The 23,300-nt window shown below is 65.4% G+C and carries 21 protein-coding genes; 12 read left to right on the top strand and 9 right to left on the bottom strand.

All coding sequences use genetic code 11. From position 1 onward, the window contains the following. The first annotated feature begins 145 nt into the window (after window positions 1–145). From OTER_RS15335 to OTER_RS15355, 5 genes are all read left to right on the top strand, one after another. Window positions 146–763 carry a fused MFS/spermidine synthase gene (locus OTER_RS15335; RefSeq protein WP_052300400.1) on the top strand — a complete coding sequence of 206 codons (618 nt, stop codon included), beginning with the start codon at window positions 146–148 and terminating at the stop codon, window positions 761–763. Continuing rightward, complete coding sequence (locus OTER_RS15340) at window positions 760–1,728, top strand: spermidine synthase (RefSeq protein WP_012375839.1); 969 nt, start codon at window positions 760–762, stop codon at window positions 1,726–1,728. Before OTER_RS15335 ends, OTER_RS15340 begins: the two co-directional genes overlap by 4 nt. Window positions 1,729–1,751: 23 nt before the next feature. Continuing rightward, complete coding sequence (locus OTER_RS15345) at window positions 1,752–2,633, top strand: alpha/beta hydrolase (protein ID WP_012375840.1); 882 nt, start codon at window positions 1,752–1,754, stop codon at window positions 2,631–2,633. A gap of 14 nt (window positions 2,634–2,647) precedes the next feature. Continuing rightward, window positions 2,648–3,037 (top strand): hypothetical protein, encoded by a 390-nt coding sequence (locus tag OTER_RS15350; RefSeq protein WP_012375841.1) that lies wholly within the window; start codon window positions 2,648–2,650, stop codon window positions 3,035–3,037. 125 nt (window positions 3,038–3,162) lie between these two features. Next, window positions 3,163–3,522 (top strand): SnoaL-like domain-containing protein, encoded by a 360-nt coding sequence (locus OTER_RS15355; protein ID WP_012375842.1) that lies wholly within the window; start codon window positions 3,163–3,165, stop codon window positions 3,520–3,522. Window positions 3,523–3,621: 99 nt separating this feature from the next. Here the strand turns inward: OTER_RS15355 and OTER_RS15360 are convergent, their stop codons facing one another. Further along, entirely contained in the window at window positions 3,622–4,776 is a 1,155-nt protein-coding gene (locus tag OTER_RS15360) for a TIGR03118 family protein (RefSeq protein WP_148218285.1), read from the bottom strand. Window positions 4,777–5,028: 252 nt separating this feature from the next. Here OTER_RS15360 and OTER_RS24275 point away from each other — a divergent pair, with 252 nt between their 5' ends. Both OTER_RS24275 and OTER_RS15370 read left to right on the top strand, forming a co-directional pair. Continuing rightward, window positions 5,029–7,329, top strand: coding sequence for a hybrid sensor histidine kinase/response regulator (locus OTER_RS24275; RefSeq protein WP_158305450.1), 2,301 nt, complete (start codon window positions 5,029–5,031; stop codon window positions 7,327–7,329). 105 nt (window positions 7,330–7,434) lie between these two features. After that, entirely contained in the window at window positions 7,435–8,004 is a 570-nt protein-coding gene (locus tag OTER_RS15370; protein WP_012375845.1) for a hypothetical protein, read from the top strand. A gap of 167 nt (window positions 8,005–8,171) precedes the next feature. On the opposite strand, the gene OTER_RS15375 is transcribed toward OTER_RS15370, so the two are convergent. From OTER_RS15375 to OTER_RS15385, 3 genes are all read right to left on the bottom strand, one after another. Next, window positions 8,172–8,684: a CHRD domain-containing protein gene (locus OTER_RS15375; protein WP_012375846.1), complete on the bottom strand. Its 513-nt coding sequence runs from the start codon at window positions 8,682–8,684 to the stop codon at window positions 8,172–8,174. Between the two features lie 224 nt (window positions 8,685–8,908). Beyond that, complete coding sequence (locus tag OTER_RS15380) at window positions 8,909–10,048, bottom strand: hypothetical protein (protein WP_012375847.1); 1,140 nt, start codon at window positions 10,046–10,048, stop codon at window positions 8,909–8,911. After that, window positions 10,023–11,444, bottom strand: coding sequence for an MBOAT family O-acyltransferase (locus tag OTER_RS15385; RefSeq protein WP_012375848.1), 1,422 nt, complete (start codon window positions 11,442–11,444; stop codon window positions 10,023–10,025). The genes OTER_RS15380 and OTER_RS15385 overlap by 26 nt, the downstream gene beginning before the upstream one ends. A gap of 236 nt (window positions 11,445–11,680) precedes the next feature. On the opposite strand from OTER_RS15385, the gene OTER_RS15390 reads away from it, so the two are divergent. Beyond that, window positions 11,681–12,556, top strand: coding sequence for an alpha/beta hydrolase (locus OTER_RS15390; protein ID WP_012375849.1), 876 nt, complete (start codon window positions 11,681–11,683; stop codon window positions 12,554–12,556). Between the two features lie 142 nt (window positions 12,557–12,698). Here OTER_RS15390 and OTER_RS15395 read toward each other — a convergent pair whose 3' ends face one another. The 5 genes from OTER_RS15395 to OTER_RS15410 form a co-directional block, all read right to left on the bottom strand. After that, on the bottom strand, window positions 12,699–13,052 hold the full coding sequence (locus tag OTER_RS15395; RefSeq protein ID WP_012375850.1) for a hypothetical protein: 354 nt from the start codon (window positions 13,050–13,052) through the stop codon (window positions 12,699–12,701). Window positions 13,053–13,425: 373 nt separating this feature from the next. Further along, window positions 13,426–15,318 (bottom strand): gamma-glutamyltransferase family protein, encoded by a 1,893-nt coding sequence (locus OTER_RS15400; protein WP_012375851.1) that lies wholly within the window; start codon window positions 15,316–15,318, stop codon window positions 13,426–13,428. A gap of 259 nt (window positions 15,319–15,577) precedes the next feature. Beyond that, window positions 15,578–16,156 (bottom strand): hypothetical protein, encoded by a 579-nt coding sequence (locus tag OTER_RS15405; protein ID WP_012375852.1) that lies wholly within the window; start codon window positions 16,154–16,156, stop codon window positions 15,578–15,580. A gap of 137 nt (window positions 16,157–16,293) precedes the next feature. After that, entirely contained in the window at window positions 16,294–16,479 is a 186-nt protein-coding gene (locus OTER_RS25880; RefSeq protein WP_148218137.1) for a hypothetical protein, read from the bottom strand. A gap of 196 nt (window positions 16,480–16,675) precedes the next feature. Next, window positions 16,676–17,734, bottom strand: a complete 1,059-nt coding sequence (locus tag OTER_RS15410) for a 3-keto-disaccharide hydrolase (RefSeq protein ID WP_012375853.1) — start codon at window positions 17,732–17,734, stop codon at window positions 16,676–16,678. Between the two features lie 352 nt (window positions 17,735–18,086). Here OTER_RS15410 and OTER_RS15415 point away from each other — a divergent pair, with 352 nt between their 5' ends. From OTER_RS15415 to OTER_RS15430, 4 genes are all read left to right on the top strand, one after another. Beyond that, window positions 18,087–20,135: a dipeptidyl-peptidase 3 family protein gene (locus OTER_RS15415; RefSeq protein WP_148218138.1), complete on the top strand. Its 2,049-nt coding sequence runs from the start codon at window positions 18,087–18,089 to the stop codon at window positions 20,133–20,135. Between the two features lie 617 nt (window positions 20,136–20,752). Continuing rightward, entirely contained in the window at window positions 20,753–21,118 is a 366-nt protein-coding gene (locus tag OTER_RS26670; RefSeq protein WP_044891803.1) for a hypothetical protein, read from the top strand. Between the two features lie 751 nt (window positions 21,119–21,869). Further along, on the top strand, window positions 21,870–22,364 hold the full coding sequence (locus tag OTER_RS15425) for a hypothetical protein (protein ID WP_012375857.1): 495 nt from the start codon (window positions 21,870–21,872) through the stop codon (window positions 22,362–22,364). A gap of 601 nt (window positions 22,365–22,965) precedes the next feature. After that, a complete protein-coding gene (locus OTER_RS15430; RefSeq protein ID WP_148218139.1) occupies window positions 22,966–23,202 on the top strand; it encodes a hypothetical protein in 237 nt (78 codons plus the stop codon). Window positions 23,203–23,300 lie beyond the last annotated feature (98 nt).

Here is a 23,300-nt window from a genome sequence, read left to right on the forward strand (position 1 = left end):
GCGAGGAGACGGAGGAGCGACCTCGACCCGAGGAGAAAGCGCGTTGAGGACAGGGCGTTCGACTGCGTGTTGCCGGGCGCGTTGCCGCGGCCGCGCCGAGATCTGGAGTGGACAAGCGCCGGGTGGCTGCGCAGGTTGCGCGAGCGTGACTCGCTGCGCGTTTTATTTCGTCGTCGTAACGCTCGGGATCCTGAGCATGGGATTTCAGTTGCTCGCGTCGCGGCTGCTGAATCCGCATTTTGGTTCCTCGATCATCGTCTGGGCCTGGTTGATCTCTACGTTTCTCGCGGCCTTCAGCGTCGGCTCGATGCTCGGCGGCTGGATCAGCAATCTGCCGCCGGCCCCGCGGCGCACGGCCCAGATGGTCGGCGCCATCGTGGCCATCTGCACGCTGGCACTCGTCGCACTCGCGGGGCGCACACTGCTCGGCCGGATCGAACTCGCGCTGCCGGACTTGAGCACGGCGCTCTTCGCGGCGTGCGCCACGCTGTTCTTCCTGCCGGTGACGGCGCTGTCATCCTTCGGACCGCAATGCGTGCAGTATCTCGCGGTCCGCGGCATGCCGGCGGGACACGCGTCGGGGCTGGTTTACGGCGTGAGCACGCTGGGCAACATTGCCGGCGTGATGTTGACGGCGTTTGCGCTGATCCCGCATTTCCGCGTCTCCCATTTGCTCTATCTCTGGCTGGGCGTAGCCCTCGTGAGTCTTGCGGCGCTGCTGCGGTTGCTGCGGGGAACGACGACGACATCATCATCATCATGAGGAGCGAGTCTCCGTTTACGACCAGTCCAGGGGCGGGACGCCGGTGCCGCCGGGCGTGGCTGGCGGCCCTGCTGTTGCCGACGCTGCTGGCGGCGGCGCCGGCGCCCGAGGGCGATTACGTCGAGAGCATCGACACGCTGTACAACAACCTGACCGTCCAGCGGCGCGGCACGATCGTCGAGCTGCGCGCGCGCGCGCGGCAGACCGAGGCGCTCGAATCCGCCGTCGATCTCAGCGATCCACTGAAGCTCGTCGTGGCCTACACGCGGACACTGTACGCCGGGCTGTTCGCGCAACCGGATCCGCGGCGCGTGTTGATGATCGGGCTCGGCGGCGCGGGCTTTCATCGGTTGTTCGCGGCGGCGTATCCCGACTCGCTGCTGCAGACGGTCGAGCTGGATCCGAAGGTGCTCGAGCTGTGCGTGGAACGGATGGGATTCGAACCGACCGCGCAAACCCCGGTCGCGGTGATGGACGGCCGGATGTTCGTGAAGCGCGATCGGCGCCAGTGGGACTGGCTGATTCTGGATGCGTTTCGCGGCGGGTTTGTGCCGCCGCATTTGAAGACGGTGGAGTTTTACCGCGAGTGCGCGGCCCGGCTCGACGACCGCGGTGTGTTCATCAGCAACCTGCACTCAAACACGGAACTCTATTATTCGGACATCAAAACCATTCGGGAGGTGTTCCCGCAGGTGCTGCTGTTCAAGACCCGCGGGTGGGGCAACGTGATCGCCGTCGCCGTGAAGTATCGCACGCCGGACATCACCAAGCCGGCGAGTTGGCCACCACCGGCGGTGCTGGCGCGGCCGGAATTCGCGGGCCGACTCGATCTGGCGGCGATCCGGCGCGAGCTCATTCCGATTCCGGAGGAGAAGGTGCGCGCCGCGCGGCTGCTGAGCGACGATTTCGCGCCGGTGGAATTTTTGGATTCGATCGAGGCGAACAATCGCAAGAACGACGACTGAGCGACGATCCCACCTTACTTCCCATGCTGAAGCTACGTCTTGGTTTGGTTTTGCTGGCGCTCGGAGCGCCGGCGCTCGCGCAACAACCGCCCGAGGTCATCCCGCTGTGGCCGAACGGTGCGCCCGGGTTTGAGGGTCGCAAGAACGAGCCGGAGCGCGCGAAGGACTGGTGGGTGAAGAACGTCCACTTCCCCACGCTCACGGTGTTTCGGCCGGCGCCGGACAAAGCGAATGGCTGTGCGGTGGTGATCGCGCCCGGCGGCGGGTTTCGCGAGCTGGTGTTCAACGCCGAAGGCCGGCAGCCGGGTGAATTGCTCGCGTCGCTCGGGGTGACGGCATTTGCGCTGAAATACCGGCTGCCCAACGAGGAAGGCTCGGACTACACGTTCGACCACGTGCAGCAGGACGCCTATCGAGCGATGCGGATCGTGCGGAGCCGTGCGCGCGAGTTTCAGATCGATCCGAATCGGATCGGCGCGCTTGGCTTTTCGGCGGGCGGCGCGGTGGTGATGATGATCGCGTTCACCCCCGGCGAGGGCGACCCGCAGGCGGCGGACCCGATCGATCGCGCGAACGGCCGGCCGAATTTCCAGATGCTGATCTATCCCGGCGGGAAGGCGCCGGCGAAAATCGGCCCGGATGCGCCGCCGGCGTTCCTGCTCTGCGCCAACGACGACGAGTATGGCTGTGACGAAGTCACGATGCAGGTGGTGGAGAAACTCCGCGCCGCGAAGGTGCCCGTCGAGCTGCACCTGCTCCGGCAGGGGCGGCACGGCTTCAACATGGGTGATCGCTCGCACCTTGCCTCCGTCAACACCTGGCCGCGGCGACTGGCGGACTGGCTGAACGACAGCGGATACCTTCAGCCCGCGAGCGGCACACCGGCGGCAACCGCGCCGCGCTAGAACGCGGCTCCTTCATGCGCCTCGAGAACGCACTGCTGATCGCCGCGGGCGGGCACAGCCTCGCGTTTGGCGTGTTCCACCTCGGGTTCTGGCGGCTGTTTGGCTGGCGCACCGAGCTGGCCAACGTGTCGCGGGTGAACCGCGGGATCATGCAGGTGCTGAATCTCTGCCTGACGTTTCTCTTCTTTGCGATCGGCGTACTGATCCTGGTGCATCGCGCGGAAATGACGACGACGGCAATCGGCCGGTCGCTCCTCGCGGTCATGGCGTTGTTCTGGATCGTCCGACTCGTGCAACAGGCGATTTTTTTCAATCTCCGACACCACGCCTCGTTCGTGCTGAGCGGACTGTTCCTGCTGGGGGCGGCACTGCACGCGTTGCCGCTCTGGTTGCGGGCGGGATGACGCGAAAAGACGCCCGCCGAGCCGCACACCAGCAAGCGCGACGGGTCTTTCGCGGTTCCCGAGCGATCGTGCTACTTCCAGCAGCGCGTTCTCTCATCTCGGAACCCGGAAAACCTTCATCAGCCATGACGACACAGGAAATTGCGCAGCGGCTCGTGGCGCTCTGCCGCGAAGCCAAATGGGAGACGGCACAGCGGGAACTCTTCGCCGACGACGCGGTGAGCCTCGAGCCTTACGCCACGCCCGCCTTCGAGAAGGAGACCCGCGGACTGCCCGCGATCATCGAGAAAGGGCACAAGTTCGACGCGATGATCGAGAAGATGCATCGGCTCGAGGTCTCGGACCCGCTCGTCGCGACGAACGCCTTTGCCTGCACGATGCGGATGGACGTGACCATGAAAGGGCAGGGACGGATGGATATGGCCGAGCTCTGTGTCTACAACGTGAAGGACGGCAAAATCGTCTCCGAACAGTTCCACGTCTGAAAGAGATCGCGCTGGCGCCGCCCAGGCGACACCGGCGCGAAAGGAACGCACCGCCCGAACGCAGCCGGAACGTCCGGGCGGGTACGATCGAAGCAGGCGTCAGACGTCCGCGGCGGAATCGGCGGCCGCGTGAGCTTGCCGGCGGCGGCGCCAGGCCACGCAGGCGACCAGCCCCAGCGCGGCGAACGCCGCATACGTCGAAGGCTCGGGCACCGGCGTGATACTGCCGAACAGGCCGTGCGTCTCGTCGTCGATCCCGGCGGCGAAGTAGAGCGTGTTGGTCTTGCCGCCAAGCCCACCGTTGCCGAATTGCAGGCCCCAGAGTCCCTCGATCACCAACGGATTGCCGTCGGAGTCCTTCAGCGTGCCCAAGAGGTCACCTGTCACCGGATCGAAGGCATTGATCGTGCCGTCGCCGAAATTGCCGACGAGGATGTCTCCGCCGAATGGGCCAAAGCTCTCGGGGGCCATCGTCACGGCCCACGGCGCGTTGAGCACGCCGTTGGACGCGAAGCGTCCGACCAGATTGCCGTTCAGGTCGAATCTGTTGACGAAGCCCAGGCCGGCGCCGGCCTCCTCCTCGTCGCCTTCTTCATTCACTTTCGCGTAGGAGACGAAGAGACTGCCGCCGACGTTCTGGATGTTGAAGGGCGCGTAGCCGGCGGGCAGCGTCGGATCGGTGAACGTGCCGGGCAGGGCGGGCGCGCCGGTGGCGGGGACGACGTCGATGCGGCCCTGGGTGAAGTTCGCTGCGTAGAGATAATCATTGCCGCCGGTTGCGCCGATCGCGAGGCCCTTGTAGCTGGCGCCATCGCCCGTGTGATCGACGAGCGTCTCGGCGGTCGTGCCGAGCGCGCCACGCCAGCCGGCGATGGTGCCGTCCTCCGTGGCGAAGAGGAAGCGGTTGCCGTTGAACGCGGTGGAACTGTTGAAGACCTGGCCGGTGGGCGCCGCGGAGCCGCCGCCGGGTTTGGGGATCGAGACGACGAGTGGGATGCGCTGACCCTCCGTGTTGTAGAGTGTGGATACGCCGGCATCCGCATCGGACACCCAGAACGGCGTAGTGGGGCCGGAGGAGATGCCCCAGGGGTTGACCAGGTTCGCGTCGGTGTGCCGGGCGAGACCTGGAATGTCGGATACGAGGTTGGCCTGACGATAGTCGACCTGCGCGGAGAGCGTGGCGGAGCCGAGTCCTCCGAGAGCGAGGGCCAGCACCGACGCGAGTCGAGGCGGCCGGGAACGTGACGGTTTCACGTGGGAATCCTTCGTTGGTTGTTGGATGGATGGGCGGGCACGCTGGGCCCGGCACTTTACGAGCCGGGGGCCCGCGCGGCCATCGGGCCAATACCCGCAGCATCAGTGAAAAGCGTAACAGGACTGTTACCTCCCGGTTCACGGATGACGCACATCTCGCTGTGGTCTAACGGAGTTTTGACGAACGAGGACTCACCGCTCCGGTCTTGAGCGCCGTCTACCGTGGCACTAATGCTCCAGCTCCGCCCGTCCATGCCCTCGTCCGCTTCCCTGCCGAGCGCCCGCTTTTTCGCGAGCTTACTGGCGCATGTCACGGACGCGGTGATCGCGACCGACCATCAGCTGCGGGTGCTCTATCTCAATCCCGCCGCCGAGCGGGAGTATGGGGTCAGCGCGCCCGAGGCCGTCGGGCAGCCGGTCGAAGTCGTGTACCGTAACCTCTGGATCCATCCCGCGGACGAGCGCCAGGCCAGGGCGGACCTGCAGGCGGTGGGTTTCTGGCGGGGCGAGAACATTCACGTGCGCCAGGACGGCAGCCAGATCCGCGTGGAATCGACGATCAGCCGCCTGCGCAACGCCGAGGGCGAGGAAATCGGGCAGCTCGCCGTGATCCGCGACATTTCGGAAAAACAGCGGGAGATCGACGAACTGTCCCGGCAGCGTGGCGCGTTTATGCGCCTGGCCGAAAATTCACCGGATCTGATCGTGCGCTTCGATGCCACGGGGCGGATGTGGTATCTCAACACGGCGACGGAGCGCGTATTCGGAATTCCCCGGCTGCACATGATCGGGAAAACGATGGCGGAGGTCGGCGCGCCGTCCGAGCTCTGTGCGCTTTGGCAGCAAACGCTCGCCGGCGTGGTGTCGACCGGGCGCCAGGCCGAATTGGAGCTCACGATTCCCCGCTCGAATGAGCAGTCGGATTTTTCCGTCATCTGCGTGCCCGAGTTCGCCTCCGACGGGCGCGTCGAAACCGTGCTCAGCATCGCGCACGACGTAACGGACCTGAAGCGCGCGATCGAGCACGCCGAAAACCGCCAGAGCCGATTGAACCTGGCCGTCGTGGCGGCCAACCTCGGGGTGTTCGAGTGGTCGTTCAAGACCGGCGGAATCCGGCTGGAAAATACGGTGGCCCGGGAAATCCTCGCGCAATTGGCGGACACGACCGAACTCCCCGCCGCGCAATTTCTGGACGAACTGGTGCACCCGGACGACGCGGTCGCCTTCCGCGAGCATCTCGCCCAGGTCATGGTGGGGCTGGGGACGTTCAATCACCTGTGCCGGCTGCAGACGAAGAGCGCGGGGGGCGAGCGCTGGGTCGAATTCGCGGCGCGCTGCGAACGCGCCGAGGGGACGACGGACGTGCAGCTCGTCGGATTCGTGTCGGACATCACCGAGCGCATCGAAGCGGCAGCCGCGCTGGCGCGTGCGCGCGACACGGCGGAGGCGGCGAGCCGGGCCAAGGATCGCTTTCTCGCGACGCTGAGCCACGAGCTGCGGACACCGCTGACGCCGGCCTTGATGGTGGCAGCGGACCTCGAACATTCGCCGTTGATCCCGCTGGAACTCCGCCAGGACTGTGCGACGATTCGGACCAACATCGAACTGGAAGCGCGGTTGATCGACGATTTGCTCGATGTGGCGCGAATTGCGCAGGGCAAGCTCCACATGGCGTTCGAGCCCTGCGACGCGCACCAGGTGTTGCGACGAGCGGTGGCGACGACCAGGGCGGATTTCGAGGCGAAGCAGCTCACCGTCGACTGGCAGCTGCACGCCGAGCAGGGCCACGTGCAGGGCGATTCGATCCGGCTGCAGCAGGTGTTCTGGAACATCCTGCGCAACGCGGCCAAGTTCAGCCCGAAGGGTGGGGCCGTCGCCCTGCGTAGCGCGAGCAATGGTGCGGTGTGGCGGCTGGAGATCGTTGATCGCGGGATTGGGATCGACGCCGCGGATCTGGCGAAAATCTTCGAGGCGTTCGTGCAGGCGAGCGACGGCGCGCAGCGGCGCCACGACGGCCTGGGCCTGGGGCTGGCGATTTCGGCGTTCATCGTGCGCGAGCACGGCGGCCGGATTTGGGCCGAGAGCGGTGGCCGAGGGCAGGGCGCGACGTTCGTGGTGGAATTGCCGCTCTCGGAACGCGCCGCCCCGGCGCGGGTGCAGGAAGAGGCCGCGCTGACGTTCGTGCCGCGGCGGCTGCAGATTCTCGTCGTCGAAGATCACGGCCCCAGCCGGCTGGCCTTCGTGGCGTTGTTGCGGCGCCGCGGACATCACACCGTCGGCGCGGACTCCGTGCAACAAGCGCGGGCGGCGGCGGCGGCGCGAAAGTTTGATTTGGTGATTTCGGACCTGGGCCTGCCCGACGGCAGCGGACTCGAGCTGATGCAGGCCTTGCGCCGCGAGCACGGGCTCAAGGGAATCGCGCTGAGTGGCTACGGCATGGAGGCGGACATCAAGGCGGCGCTCGACGCCGGTTTTCTGCTGCATCTCACCAAGCCGGTGACGTTGCACAAGCTCGAGGATGCCGTGGCGCGGATCGCAGAATTGCTGCCGTAGACCCCCGGCGCGGCCGCGCAGGAAAATCCGGAGGGCAGGGCGCACCGCCGGGGTTACGCCGCAGCACGCCGTGGCGACGACCGCGCGGCGTCAACCCTCAGCCCCATGAGCACCCTTGTTGACCGGAAGACGTTTCTGCGCACCACGCTCGGCTGCGCGGCCCAATGCCTGGCGCTGGCCAGCTGCCCGACGGCGCTGAAAGCCGCCGCGCCCGCGACACCCGACGATCCGGAACTCGCGAAAGCGCGCGCGGCGATCGACTGGCTCGCGCCGTTCATCAATCGCGAGGAAAAGAATCTCGATCGTGCGGCGCTCGTGAAACTGCTCGAGGAACGCGGCCGGCTGTGCTGCCGCACGCTGGATTTCCGGCAGAAGCTGATCCACGACAGCGCGGGCGACGTCGACAAGCTCGTGGAGCTGATGGGCAAGATCGTCGGTCCGGAAAACTGCGTGCGCGAAGCCGACACGATCCGGCTGACCTATCCGATGGCCACCTGCGGCTGCGGACGCAGTCCGGTGCGCGCCCCGACGCCGGACGATCCTTTTTGCGAGTGCTCGAAGAGCAACAATCGGACGTTGTTTGAGATCGTGTCAGGCCGGCCGGTGCAGGCGCAAGTGATCGAGTCGCCGCGACGCGGCGGTCAGCATTGCCGGTTCGTCATCCAGCTTGGCTAGCGCTGGTGTCGTGGCATGGGCGTCCCGCCCATGAACACGGGCGAGACGCCCGTGCCACCTGCCTCTGCCCAATCAAGGCTCGCGCGAGCCACGGCGGAGCGAAACGCGCCGCACGTTGCTCGTGCCAGGCGCGTCTCGCCCGCCGATCCATCGGCCGGGGGAAAAAGTCAGGCGGCGGCGAGCGGGGCGGCCGGTGAGCGGCGTTGCAGTCGCCGGCGGACGATCACCGCCAAACCGAGCAAAGCCGCGCCGCCCAAGGCGTAGGTCGACGGCTCCGGGACCGGCACAAACTGTCCCCGGATCTCACCGGCGCGGTAGAGTTCACTGTGCACATTCACATACCAGTTGCCCGCGAGCAGGTTCGCCACGTCGGTCTCCGAGAGTACGAGGGACAGTCCGGACGGCGAGCCGAGTGGCAACGGATGCACGACGGGGCCGGCGACGCCCGGCGGCGCGACGTGGATGTGCGCGGCGGTCTGCGGTGCGAGCAAATCGCCGAACATGTAGTTGAAGTCGAACTGACGCGTATCGAGGTTGAGCGTGGCGAAGCCGTTGCCCCAGGCGGGGCTGTCGTTCGGCGGCACTTCCTGCGAACCGGTCAACGTGGTGCGGAATTCGAGCTGCGCCCAGACGAAGTGGGGCAGCGCCAGGGCGAGCAGAAGCAAAGCGAGTTTCTTCATGGCGTGCAGACGATAGCAGCGGGCAAGCGGCCCGGGCATACGGGCTCGCTCCGTTTTCGCCCCCGGTGAGCCGGGCTGGCGCCCGTCGCCAAAACCTGCACGGAATGCGACCAAACCGTTACGATTCTCCGCCGGGGATCTTTGTCATCGCCGTGGCGCTGGCACGACGCGTGAACGCCACCGGAGCCAAGCGCGTGGCTCCGGTGGCGGAAAGCGCTCCCTGCTTAGTGGGCGAGCGCGGACGAGCGCGGCGCGGAAGCCGACGCGAGCGACTGGACCGGCGATTGGAGCGCGGCGCGCAGATGGGGCACGAGGCGGCTCGTGAACTCGACCGACTGTTCAGCCGAGAGGTGCGACCACTCCGGGCACTGGAACGCGCTCAGCTCGGGATGCTCGGCGAAATGAATCGCCGGCACACCATTATCGCGCACGAGCCGGTCCCACGTGGTCAGCCGCGGCGCGAGCGATTCCTCGAGGTCCACGAGCGGACCGGAGACGGGCAGCCGGAGAAAGACGACCTTGCCCCCGCGCGCCTGAATCCGCGCGATGTGCTTGGCCGTTTCCTGCATCCGCTGCTCGATGAGCGGCGCGACCATTTGCTGGAAGGCCTTGCCTTCCGGCGTGTCCGGCCGCGGCACCATGCCGAACAGCGCGAGCCAGCCGTTGGCCACACGCTGTTGCAGAGGCGATCCCGCGACGGCGGCCTCCGCGAACATCCGCGCCCGGCGGTCGCGATCGAGCTGGTAGAAGTAGGGCGGCAGCGGCGGCATGAGCCGCGCGTTGGCGCGGTTCGGGATCGGCAGGCGTTCGAGCAGTTTTTGCAGCGTGAGGTCCTCCTGCTTGAGGAAGGCGATCTGGTGCTCGAGCGCCACGCCGAGCTGGTGGCCCCACCGCTGCGAATAGTTCCAGTGATGGTAGCGATGCAGCGCCTTTTCCGAGGCTTCGATCGCCATGCCGCCGGGCGCGAGATACATCAGCGGAACGATGTCGAGCAGCACGGTGCCGTGGAACGACTCGTCGTTCGCCAGATCCACGAGAACGGGAAACGGCGAGCTGCCGACGATCGCGAGCTGGACGGGCCGCTGACCGAGCCCCTTCTCGAGCACGTCGAGATCGGTGTCGAAGAGCATCCGCGACGTGCCGATGAGCACGAGCGAGTCGGGCTTCACCGACGCGCGCGCCTCGGCCCAGAGATCGGGCGTGTCGTTGAGTGTAGGTGCGTAGCCGAGCGAGCGCGCGTGCAGCTCCCAGGCGACCGTGGCCGCCGTGGTGATCAGCGTGACCGCCAGCAGCAGCGAACGCCACGGAACCTGCGGGATCGTCCGGACGAAATCGAAATCAGAATTGGAAGTAGATGAATGCATTGCCGTTTCCTTGAGTGAGAATGATGCCGAAAACCATGACCGACCACGTGCCGGCGAGCAGCCAGCGCGGAGTGCGCGTGACGACCGCTTCGAGCGTGGTGTTGCGAAGCAGCCAGTGGGCGCCGAGCAGCCCGGCAGTGACCACCGCGACCTGGAGAATTTCGCGCGTGGCGAGGATCGCATCGCCTTGCGGCAGCGCACCCGTCATCGCGAGCACGAGGCGCGAGGCCGTCGAGAAATCGCCGGCCCGAAAAAACACCCACGAGAAGCAGACGGCCGCATAGGTGGCGAGACCGAGCAGCACCTGCACGCCGAGGTTGCGGGTCCACGTCGCGTCCTTGAACACGGCGCGGAGCACGCGCTCGAGCACGAGGCACAAGCCGTGAATCACGCCCCAAACCACGAACGTCCACGCGGCGCCGTGCCACAGGCCGCCGATGAACATCACGATCATCAGATTGATCGCGGCGCGCACGACGCCGGCGCGATTGCCACCGAGCGGAATGTAGAGGTAGTCGCGCAGGAACGTGGAGAGCGAGATGTGCCAGCGGCGCCAGAAGTCGGAGAAGCCAATCGCGGCATAAGGGAAGCGGAAGTTGTCCCGGAGATGGAAGCCGAGGCAGAGCGCCGCGCCGATCGCGCAGGTCGAGTAGCCGGCGAAGTCAAAGAAGATTTGGCCGGAAAACGCCAGCACGCCCGTCCACGCATCGAGCCCCGCGAGCGGACCGCCGTAACCGAAGACGGCTTCGGCCGCGCGGGAGAGCATCGTATCGGCGAGGACGGTCTTCTCGAACAGGCCGAGCGTCATCAGCAGCAAACCCCAGATGAATCGACCGGGCTCCGGCTTCGGCGGCTGCACCGCTTGCGGCAGGAAATCAGCCGCGCGGACGATCGGCCCGGCGACGAGCTGCGGGAAGAACGACACGGCGAGCACGAAATCACGCAGCGAACGCGTGGGCTGCGTCGTACCGCGATACACGTCCAGCGTGTAGGAGAGCGAGTGGAACGTGTAGAACGAGATCCCGATGGGCAGGAAAAGATCCAGATGCGGCGGCTGGTAGTTCAGGCCGATCTGCGCGGCGAGCCACTTGACGTTCTCAAGGAGAAAATTGCCGTACTTGAAGAACCCGAGCATGCTCAGGTTCGAGGCGAGACTCGCGACCAGCCAGCCCCGGCGCGTGCGGGGCGTGACGGCGCGAGCAATCCGGGCGCCGAGATAGAAATCCAGCGCGGTGGTGGCGAACAGGAGCACCGCGAACGGCGGGTTCCAGGTCCCGTAGAAGAGGTAGCTGGCGACCAGCAGGAGGTTCTTGCGAGCCTCCCACGAGCGCAGCGTCCAATAGCCGCTCAGCACGAGGGCGAAGAAGACGACGAAGGTGAGGGAATTGAATAGCATGGGGAGGGAATGGAGGTGTGTGCGCCGCGCATCATGGCGGAACGGCGGCGTGAGCGCACTGGGCCGGTTGGCCGGCGGGGTTAGCCGATCGACCCGGGCCGGATGGCGGACCCGGCGACCGGCGGAGATTTGCCGCCGGCCTCGATCCCCGGCGGGGCCGGGATACGGACATTCCAACGTGTGACAGAAATAGGAAGGGCTATCGGCGCTCCGGGGTTTACGCTCCCATTCCCCCTATGAAATCACTCGCTGCTTTCCTGTTCCTTGCTCCGCTCCTGTTGCTCCCGGTGACTCGCGCCGCCGAAGCGCCGGCGGCGTATTCGATCCCCGGATCTCAGGTGCGCAACCTGCCGGTGAATTCGGTCTCCGGCCGCGCCTATCAGCTGCTGATCGGCCTGCCGGGAAACTATGACAAGGACACGACCAAACGCTATCCGGTGGTCTTTGTGACGGATGGCTACTGGGATTTTGCGAAGCTCACGTCGATTCACGGCGGGCTGGTGTACGATCACGCGGCGCCGGAATTCATCACCGTTGGTCTGAGCTATGTGGGCGAGAAGCTGAACTACGGCGATCTGCGCTGGTGGGAGCTGTCGCCCGTGGTTGGGGGAGGCAAAGGACCGGAGGAATCGGGGCACGCGGCGGATTTCCTGAAAATTCTGGAGAACGAGATCGTGCCGTTCGTGGAGCGCGAGTATCGCGTCGACTCCGCGCATCGCGCGCTGGCGGGCGCGTCGCTGGGCGGGCTGTTCACGCTCTACGCGATGTACACCACGCCGGACTTTTTCTCCGGCTACATCGCGGCGACGCCGGCGATCGCCTACACGAACGACTGGCTGCTCGGTTACGAGGAAGAATTCGCGAAGGCGGGCAAGAAGCTCAACACGCGGCTCTTCGTGAGCGTGGGCGAAAAGGAATGGTCCGGCCACATCGCAGGCATTCTCCGGCACAACGAGCGGCTCGCGAGTCGCAAGCATGCCGGACTGGCGTATCAATTCCGGATCATCGACGGCGAGGGGCATGCCGGCATGCAGTTCGAATCCTACACACGCGGGCTGCGGTTCATCCTCGGACCGTTGGCCACGCCGCCGACGATGAACGCCGCGCACTGATCACGGCGGATCGCGAATTTGGCCGGCCTCGGCCAGGCTGGCGGACCGGCGACTAAACGCGCAAAAAGCACCACGCCGCGCGACACCGAGCGCGGCGTGGTGGGGTTAGGAGCAGACGTGACAGAGCAAGGGGGTCCTTGGGCTACGCGGCGCGCTCGTGGCGCGACGACACGCGGCGCGGGAACACGACGACGCGGGATGGCGCGGGCGCGAGCCGCGCGGCTTCAACGCCGCGGCGAATCGCGTAGACATGCCGCTGCGCCACGGCGACCGAGTGCCAGCGCGGCAGCTTGGCGCGCACGGGCAACGGAATCGGACGAACTTTGCGACCATAGTCGGCGTGCAGCAGCAGCGCGAAGCCGAGTGTGGCGAACAGGACGAAGGCATTGCCCGCGTTGAGGACGGAGGGCAGGGCGGCGCCAGAGAACTTGGCGAGATCCACGACGGCGTAACCGGCGAGAACGAAAAGGGCGGAGAGGGAGAGGAGCTTTTTCATGGCGGGAGGTATGTGCACGCGGAGTATTGCAGCGGGCGTGCCAGCATCGCCGCGCGCGCACAAACGACGGAAATGCAGCGGGTAAAAAATCACGCGGGATTTTCGCGCGCTGCCGGGCAATCGAAAGTGTGCGGAGATTGGGAGACGCGAATCCCGAAACTGGGACCGTTCACGCGGCCGCGCCGCGTGGAAATCTCGATGGCGGAGTTTCTCGACGCGTCGCGACGGACCGCGTTGTCGTCAACGCCGGCCCATCGCCGCACAGCTTCGCCGGGCGGATCGCGTCGTCAGCGACGCAGCGGCGACCAGCCCGCGGCGGCGCCCCAAGCACCGGCCGCACTCTTGGCCCACGGAAGCGCCGGGCCGTGCACCGTTACCACGCGATGCCGTAATCCTCGCCCGTGTCCGAGGCCGCGCCTTGCAGCGTGCCGTGCTCCTGATCGACGAAGATCGCGGTGGTCGGGGCGTAAACGCGCGGCAACATCTCGACGCGATAGCCCATGCGCGTGAGTTCCTGCCGCACCCAGGCCGGCACGTCGTCGCGCACCTCGAGTCGCCCCGGCTCCGAGCGGTGATCGCCGAACGAGGACTGCATCTGGTAACTGAGAAAATTCGCCGCCTCGGCGGCCTGCTGCACGTTCATGCCGAACTCCACGACATTCAGGAAAAACTGCAGGAGATTCTGATCCTGCGAATCGCCGCCCTGCACGGAGAAGGCGAGAAACGGCTTGCCTGCCTTCAACGCGAGCGTCGGCGTGAGGGTCACGCGCGGCCGCTGGCCCGGGGCGAGGACGTTGAAGGGGTTCATCGCGGGATCGAGTACGAAGCTCTGCATCCGCTGTGAAAGTCCGACGCCGGTGTGACCGGCGATGAAGGCCGGGATCCAGCCGCCGCTTGGCGTGACGGAAATCACCCAGCCGTTCTCGTCCGCCGCCTGGATCGAGGTCGTGCCCGCGAGGAAGGCGTCGTCGTGCGTCATCTGCGAGACCTGGAATCCGGCGGGCTTGGTCGCGGAGGCTGGCGGCTGCGGCGTCCACTTCTCCAGCAAGTCGCCGAACGGATTGGCGCCACCTTGAAACGGATACGGATCACCGGGCCGCACGCCGGGGTCGTTGTGTTCCCAATTGATCAGCTGGAATCGTTGCTGCGCATAGGCTTTCGAGAGCAGGCCGCGCACCGGCTCGTCCGGCGGAAAATCGGGGTCGCCGTAGTAGAAATCGCGGTCGGCGAACGCGAGGTTCATCGCCTGGTAAACCGTGTGAATGTAGCGTGCGCTGTTGTAGCCCATCGCGCGAAGATCAACCTGCTCGAGAAGATTCAGCGCCTGGAGCATGGCCGGCCCCTGCGTCCAGGTGGTGAGTTTGTGGACCTCGATGCCGCGATAGGTGGTGGTGACAGACGGCTCGAGCTTCGCACGCCAGCGGTCGAGATCCGCGAGCGTGATCAGCCCGCCCTGTTCCTGCGTACCGCGAACGAGCTCCGCGGCGATGTCACCGCGGTAGAACCGATCGTAGGCCGCCATGATCGCGGCCTTGCGATCCTTGCCCGCCGCGAGCGCGGTGCGCTCGGCGTCGACCAACTTGCGCAGGGTGACGGCGAGTTCGGGCTGGCGGAAAATCTCGCCGGCCTTCGGTGCGCGACGCTTTGGCGGGTCCTGCGGATCGGCGTGTGGCAGGAAGACGCGTTGCGAGGCAGGCCATTGCTCGATCTCGCCCCGGAACCGCTCGATCGCACCCACCGCCTGCGCCTCGATCGGATAACCGTCGGCCATCTCGATTGCCGGCGCGAGGACGTCGGCGAGCGACAAGGTGCCGAACTCCGCCAGCATCAGCATGAGCCCGCCGGGCGTGCCAGGTGTCACCGCGGCGAGCGGGCCGTACTCGGGCGGGAAGGCCAGGCCGCGGCTGCGGAAGAACTCTGGTGTCGCGCCGGTGGGGGCTACGCCGAGCGCGTTCACGCCAATCACCTGGCGCGTGTGCGGATTATAGATCAGCGCCTGGGTTTCGCCGCCCCAGCCGAGCGTGTCCCACATCGTGCAGGTCGCCGCGAGCATCGCGCAGGCGGCGTCGATGGCGTTGCCGCCGCGCGCGAACGTCGTGGCGCCCGCGGTGGCGCCGAGCGGCTTGCCGGTGACCGCCACCCAGTGTTTGCCGTGCAGCAGCGGCTTGTTCGTGCGCTGAGCGTTGAGCGGTGCGGCGAGTAGGCAGCAGGCGAGGAGCGGGAGCAAAACTGAGCGGGGAGGAAGCGGGCGAAGCGCGAAACACATAAGCGAGAACTATGGGGTGGGCTGACGCCAAACGGTTATGCGCAAGCGCCCGCGCGTCAAAGTCGGAACCCGGCCGCCTTGCCCGCCGCAGGCGCATTTTACTTCCAGGAAAACCCACGGGCGAGACGCCCGTGCCTCAGGGTGCGATGAGGGCGTCGCTCTCCCGCCGCACAACGAAAGGCGAAAAAGAAAACGGCCCGTCGCGTGCATGGACGCGGCGGACCGGTGAGATTCCCGAAGAGCGCAGAGATTCGCGCGCTCAGCGCTTCCTGCTCGTAGCGGCTTCGAGCTGCGTTCGCAGCTCGGCCAGCTTGCTCTGTGCCTCGGCGAGCTTCGCGGCGGATTCTTCCGCCCGGTGATTCGCCACATTCGCCTCCACCTTGGCGTCGCCGAGCTGCTTCATCGCCTTTGCGCACCGGGTCTCCGCCTCGTTGAGTCGCGTCTGATTCTCCGATGCCCGGGCGTTCGCCGTGCGGGCTTCTTCGGCCAATTCGGCGAGGCGGACCTTGGCGTCGTCCCACTCCCGCTGCACGCGGGCCGATTCGGCGCGTGCGGCCGCGATGTCGGCCTGCGCTTTCGTGTGGGCGAGCGTCTCGGCGTTCAGCTGCTTCTGGAGGTTCTCCGCGGCGGCGCGGGTTTCCTCGACCCGGGTTTGGAGTGCGGTGATCTCGCTCCTGGCTTGGAGCGTCTGCTCATCGGCGGCGGTGGCACGGGTGCGCGTCGCCTCGAGCCGGTTCATGAACACAAACACGACGGCCACCAACGCCGCGGCGAGCACGCCGATGATGACGGTCGGAATGACGGGGAACTTCTGGGGTTGTGAGTAGGGGTCGCTCATGGTGCCCGGAGTGTACAACGATTCCGCGCGCACCGGAACCCTGCAGCGCCGCAGCGGGGGATCCAGCAGCGGCCCTTATGCCGTGAATTGAAATCTCTCCGACGGCGCGCGAGGTGCGAGCAAGGCGTACCCCGACGCTACTCGTCCGGGCGGAACGGCGCGGCGGGCCAGCCCGCTCCATTCACGAGCGTGGTGCGGGGATGGGACTGCCAGGCGTAACGCACGACGCTCGGCGCCGGCACCTGCGGCGTGGATACGACCACGACATCCGGCGCCTCGATCCGCGCCTCGACCCAACGCAAGGCACGTAACACCGAGGGCACAGAACTCCGAACCGGAAGCCCGCGGGAGGCCACCAGGTGTTGGGGGGAGGCGGTGCGAAAACAGAACCGACGAGAGGAAAGATTCTAGACGGGATCGACCGGTATTCCTCTGTGAACTCTGGGGCGGAGCGCGGTGTGCTCTGTGACCCAAAGTTGTCTGCCGTTATCTGCCCCTAAAGATTGTGCACGCTCCTGATCAGCGCGACACGCGTTCGAGTGTCATCGGGTGCGGCGAATCCTCGCCGACGGTCACCGCGAGTTTTCGCGCGTCGCCCTCGCCGAGGAACTCGCACTGCACGTCCGTGGTGAGCGCGTAGAACCGGGTGGGCGACTCCGCGTGCATCACAAGGTCGACGCCGGCGAGGCGAAGCGAGAGCAGGCCATCCGGCAGCCGGCGGACCTGCACGACATTCGACGGCGGGCGACCATACACGCCGGTGTAGGACTCGAGCGTGGTTTCCGGGAGCATGAGTTCCTTTTTGCGTGGGTTGCCGAGCTCACGCACCCAGACGTTGCGATAGCGAACCGGATTGCCGTGATCCTGAAACGCGATGGGCAATCGCTCCGGATGCGCCTGATACGGCACGCGGCCAATCCAGCCGGTCGGGCCGGTGAGTTCGGCGTTGTTCTGCACCAGCACGCCGTTGTGGAGGACCGTGACGCGCGCTTTGGCGAGAAGCTTGCCCTCGGCATCGAAGCGCGGCGCCGTCCAGATCACGTCGTAGGTCTGCCACTGGCCGGGCGGCAGCGAGGCGTTCACCAGCGGAGGATACTGGCCATAGAGTGAGGCGGCGGAGCCATCGGCATAGGTTTTGTTCTGATAGGAATCCAGCACCTGCACCTCGTAGCGGCCGGCGCCGAAGAACAGCCCGCTGTTGCCGCGGCCCTGGCTGTCGCCCTTGGTCGGCGTCGGCGCGGCCCATTCGACGTGGAGCTGGCAATCGCCGAACGACTGGAGCGAGCGGATGTAGCCGCTGCCGGGCACGCATTCGAGCGCACCATCGCGCGTGACCCATTTGGTCGGACTGCCATCGATCGCGACCCAGGCGGAAAGGTCCTTGCCGTCGAAGAGCACGACGGCGTCGGACGGGGCGCGGCCGGGCTGTTCGGCCGTGCTGGGCGTGGCCGGCGTGACCACCGGCGGCAACGGGCGTTCGCGATCATGGCCGAGCCAGTTGGGATCCGGCTGGGCCAGAAGTGACGTGGTCACGGCGGCGCCAAGCGCCAGCGAAGACAGGAGACGGAGTTGAGTCATAGGGGAAGGCGCGAGCGCGCGAGGGAAGTGACGGATCTGGGCAAAGCAGGACGAGCAGATTGGAGCCTGGATGCGGAAAAACCAGATCGTTCTCGTGGGCACCGCAAGTCGGGGCGCCTCTCGGCTTGGCTCCGCGGTGGCACGGGCGTCCCGCCCGTGGGCGACACTTCCGCTTTCGCGAACGTTCCATAAGACGGGCCGCACCGCCCACCTACCTGGCTGTTCGGCTCGCGGAAAGCGCGAGGCCGGCGCGGGAAACACTTCTCGGATCACGGGCAAGATGCCCGTGCCACCCGAGCGTTTCGACACGATTTCCTCTGGCCAGATGCGCACGGTTCGGAAGGATCGCGCCATGCGTTACCTTGCATTCTTCTTCCTGCTCGTCGCCGGTGTGGCTCGGACCGCCGCCGCGACTGCCACCGCCGAGACCCCGCGCGCGGATGATTTCAAACCTGAGGCGGACCGCTTTGCAGACATCCAAGTGCTCCGTTACCAAGTCCCCGGTTTCGAGCACCTGTCGCTGCGGCAGAAACAGCTCGCGTACTATCTCACGCAGGCCGGGCTCGCGGGCCGCGATATTTTTTGGGACCAGAAGTATCCGCACAATCTTGCCGTGCGGAAAACACTCGAAGCCGTGCTGCGCAGCTACCGCGGGCCGCGTGAAGGTGCGGAGTGGACGGCGTTCCTCACCTATGCGAAGCAAGTCTTCTTCGCGAACGGCATTCACCATCACTACGCGAGCACGAAGATCCTGCCGGCCTTTCCGCCGGCCTACCTGCAAACGCTGCTCGCGCAGACCGACCCCGCGCAGCTCCCGCTCGAGGGACGCGAGGTTCGTGCGTTTGGCGAGTGGCTGACGCCGATCCTTTTCGACCCGCAGCTCGATGCGAAGACCACGAACCTCGACGCGGGCGTCGATCACGTCGCGGGTTCGGCCAACGCTTTCTATCGCGGCGTCACGGGAGCCGAGGTCGAGGCGTTCTATGCGGAGATGGCGCGCAAGGCGCAAAACCCGCGGCTGTCGTTCGGGCTGAATTCGCAGCTGGCCAGGGTCGACGGGAAGCTGGTGGAGCGGATCTGGAAAGTCGGCGGAATGTATGGACCCGCGATCGAGCAGATCGTCGGCTGGCTGGAGAAGGCGCGGACGGTGGCGGAAACGCCCACGCAGCAGAAGAGCCTCGAGCACCTGATCCGGTTCTACCGCACGGGCGACATTGCCGAATTCGACCAGCACTGCATCGCGTGGGTGAGCGACACCACGCCGACGATCGATTTCGTCAACGGTTTCATCGAGACCTACGTGGACGCGGCGGGCAAACGCGGCGCGTTCGAATCGGTGGTCTCGATGCGCGACGAGGAGGCGACGAAGCGCATCGCGGCAATCTCCGCGCAAGCGCAGTGGTTCGAGGACCATTCGTCGATCGCGCCCGCGCACAAGAAGCCGAACGTCACCGGCATTTCGGCCAAGGTGATCACCGTGATCGGCGAGGTTGGCGACGCCGCGCCCGCGACGCCGATCGGCATCAATCTGCCGAATGCCGAATGGATCCGCGAGCAGCACGGCTCGAAGTCCGTCTCCCTCGGCAACATCGTGCACGCCTACAACGCCGTCCTGGCAAAGAGTCCGGTGAACGACGAGTTCGGCGCCAGCCCGGAGGTGATCGCGCGACTCAAGCAGTGGGCGCCGCTGGCGAGCGATCTACACACCGACATGCACGAAGTGATCGGTCACGCGTCGGGGCAGATTAATCCGGGCGTGGGCACACCGGACCAGACGCTGAAAAACTATTCGGCCACGCTGGAGGAGGCGCGCGCCGACCTGGTGGGGCTCTATTTCATTCTCGATCCCAAGCTCGTCGAGATTGGCGTGATGCCCACGCTCGAAGTCGGCAAGGCCGGTTACGACAAATACGTCATGAACGGGCTGATGACGCAGCTGTATCGCGTGCAGCCGGGCCATCAGCTCGAGGAGGCGCACATGCGGAATCGGCAGCTGGTCGCAGCCTGGGCTTTCGAACACGGCAAGGCCGACCGGGTGATCGAACGCGCGACGCGCGACGGGAAAACCTTCTTTCGGATCAATGACTACGAAAAACTCCGCGGCTTGTTGGGGCAGCTGTTGCGCGAAATTCAGCGGATCAAATCCGAAGGCGACTACGCGGCCGGCCAAGCGTTGGTTGAAACGTACGGCGTGAAGGTGGACGAGGCGCTGCTCGCGGAAGTGCACCGCCGCTATGCGCCGCTCAATGTGGCGCCATTTATGGGCTTCATCCAGCCGCGACTCGTGCCAGTGATCGTCGGCGACACGATCACCGACGTGAAGGTAGAATACCCGTCCGACTTCCTGGGCCAGATGCTCGACTACGGCCGCGACTACGCGTTTCTGCCGGTGAAGAACTGATACGGCGCGCGGTACCCCTGCTCGCCGACGAAGGTCTTGCCCGCGCATCCCGCGATTGAACTGGGAGCGCGGCCTGTTTACCCCGACTAGGTCGGGGCCCTCGGCCGCTTTCCCGTGGCACGGGCGTCCCGCCCCTGATCCATTGGCGCTTCCGATCCCGCCCCCCCGATCCGCTGAAGCGGCGCAGCGCCGCCGAAGTGGCCTTGCTGGGAGAACTACGAAACACGCCAAAGACACGAAACCGTGGCTGGCCGCAAAGAAGCGCAGAAGGCGCAAAACTCAGAACTCAAAGCGAGCCGTCCACCGTTTCGTGGCCCACCGGCCGTTCGGCTCTTCGCGTGGACTGTCAGCTCTCCGCTCTTCGCCCTCAACTCTCAATCTTGGCAGGGGACTGCGGCCAGACGACTGCACGACTACAGTAGGGCTTTTGTCGGTGAGCATATCAAGGGGGCGAATGCGTTACCCGATGAAGAGTTCGCCGGAGGCCGATCGGCCAGAGCTTGAGCTTCAACGGGTAAATGAGCGTTGCCGCCAAGCGGCATCGCCCCATCCTAGGGGCCGTGAACCTCTGTATCCTGTTACTGAGTTGGTTCCAATAACACTGTTAGGCAAAGAAGATGAATCGAGCGTCCAGTTTCGAGCTTTTCGTCCAGGCGATAGCCAAGGTCGCTCGGGAATTGGTATTCGACGTCACTCCATGGATCTTCGTGTGGCTTCTGGTTGCCGCTCCGTTTGCCTGGCTGCTTGTCAGATTTGGAAGGGCGAAGATGGGCCGCGCCGGAATTCTCGTGTGGACTGGGATCTTTACCGGAATTGTCGCCGGCATTTGCGCAGGGATTCACGGTGTCCTCGCTTTCGGCGAAGCGTTTGGAAGTGCCATCGATCAGCACCGCGTCGGAGCGTTTGTTTTTCTCACCGCCTGTTTCCCTTTTGCCGCATCGTGGCTGGCACTCCGCAAATCCAAGGATGAAAAAAACGCCTAACCAGATGCCAGAGCCAATGTCGGTGCTGCGCACCGCCATGGCTCATCGCTGACGTTGGGCAAATGAAAGCGGCGTATCTTCGGTATGCGACATACGTGCTCCTTCTTGGCGCGGTGTACGTAGCGACGCACCCGAATACAGCGGTGCTTCCGATTTCGTTGTCGCCGCCCCCATATGCAGTCCAAGCAGAACGGCTCTTGTCGTCCGATCGGATCGCAGCCCTTTCGGGACCATCGCTATTCCAGGTCTCAGGTGGACTACCATCCGGCTCTGGTTGGCAATATCGCGAAGGGCCGGACTTCGATGTGTGGGGTTCCACCATCGGCGAAGGAAGCGCACGCGTTAGCGTAGGCATCTACGCAGGGTTTAATCCCAATGTTAGGCCGCCGGCCGAAAGACTTGCACCAGGGATTGTAGGCGGATTTCCTGTGCTTTGGTGGCAGCATGAAGATGCGGATTATCGGACCCGGTGGGATGCCGTCATTCCCTGCGGACGCGAAGCGAGCAGCGGTTATCTTCACGTCTGGCTGCTGTCGTTCTACCCCGACAAAGTCCGCGATGCAGCAGAGACGCTGAAGGAGCTTACGATTGCGAGACGTGCTACGAGCCTGCCCAACCAGGTGCCAGAGCCAACCTCCGGCAGCGTCACGCCTCGTGCTGCCTCCTCCGCCGAGCCTACGGAGGCCAGGGACGCACGAGTCGCGCCGCCGCCTGCGGTGGCTCATCGTTAACGTTAGGCCGAACGAGCGATATGATCCGCACCAACCCGATTGAAGAGGTCGAAAAGCGCGGCGAGATGATACAGCTCGGGATGGCCGCTGCTTCGGCTGCTGGCTTGCTCACCATTTTGTCGGTGGGCGCCTCGGACCGGCCGCTGTGGTGGGCCGGTTTGCTGTTTGCGGTGGCCATTCCGATGGCGATCGGACGTGCGCTCATGACGTTCACCGCTCTGCTTACTGGCGTCTACATCAGTCCGGTGTCTTGGTTGATGTACCCGCTCGGAATGGGTTCCTGTACCGCGACCGCGACTGGTTATGTCCTGATCACGTTCCATCTATCGCCCGCTCACGGCTACACCTTCTGTAGCTTCACCATTTTAGCCGTGCTTCTGATGTATGTGCATTTCCGGAAGACCGTCGCGGTTTTCCGTAGTAGGCCGAACCAGGCGTCAGAGCCAACGGCCAGCGGCGTCACGCCTCCTGCTGGCGCAGGAGATCGCGCCGCCGGCAGCCGTGGCTCACCTTGAACGTTCGGCAAAATATGAGAATCGCCTGCCCAGTCTGCCGTAAACCTTATCGGTTGTTCGATCGGCTGACACAGGCAGAGGTGTGCGGCGAGTGCTTCCGTGCAGGCGCTTCGCTTCCCGCCGTAGTCCCAAATTCGCAGTACGTGACGGTGGACGTTGAATCGCCTGCTGGGAATTTCGTCGCGCGGGCAGTCATGCGAATCGGCCTTCAGTTTGGCTTTGCGCTGCTTTGTTCACCGGTCCTGTTTGCTTGCTGGGCTCTCAAGGATAGGTCTCCGGGATGGAGCGGAGTGATTCTTGCAGTGCTCGTTGTCGCGATCGTCGTTTTTAAGTTTAGGGTCGGCCGCATCGCTGCGTTGCTCGTCGACGAAGAGAGAGGCCTAGTGGACTCCATACGGATTGCCTTCCACTTGAGGAAGCAAGGGGTCCGTAGTGACACACAGCCGAACCAGCCGCCACAGCGCAACGCGGGCAGCCGTCCGTCTTCCGACGATTCACCGGCATCCGAAGCTCCGCCCTCGCTCGGCCCGCGTGGCTGATCTGAAACGTTGGGCGAAGCAGAATGATTCTCGAAGCCATAGCTCGAGCGGCAGTCGAATTCGTGGCTTACCCGCTTTTCTACGCGATTGGTTTCGCGGCCGTGAAGATCGTGACGCTTGGGCGTGCGAAGATTCTTCCGCTGACGGAGGACGGCTACGAAAAGGAGATGCGCTGGTATCAATTCTTCGTCTATCGATTCGGCGTGCGCTTCTGGACACCCGAAAGTGTGATGCTGGCCGGTATCGTAGCGTGTGGGCTGCTCGGCTACTCGGCTTGGTTTGTATGGAAGCACGTATGACCAGAGAGCCGAACCAGTCGCCACAGCGCAACGCGGGCAGCCGTCCGTCTTCGGGCGATTCACCCGCATCCGAAACTCCGTCCTCGCTCGGCCCGCGT

This window comes from Opitutus terrae PB90-1, from assembly GCF_000019965.1.
GTDB lineage: Bacteria > Verrucomicrobiota > Verrucomicrobiia > Opitutales > Opitutaceae > Opitutus > Opitutus terrae.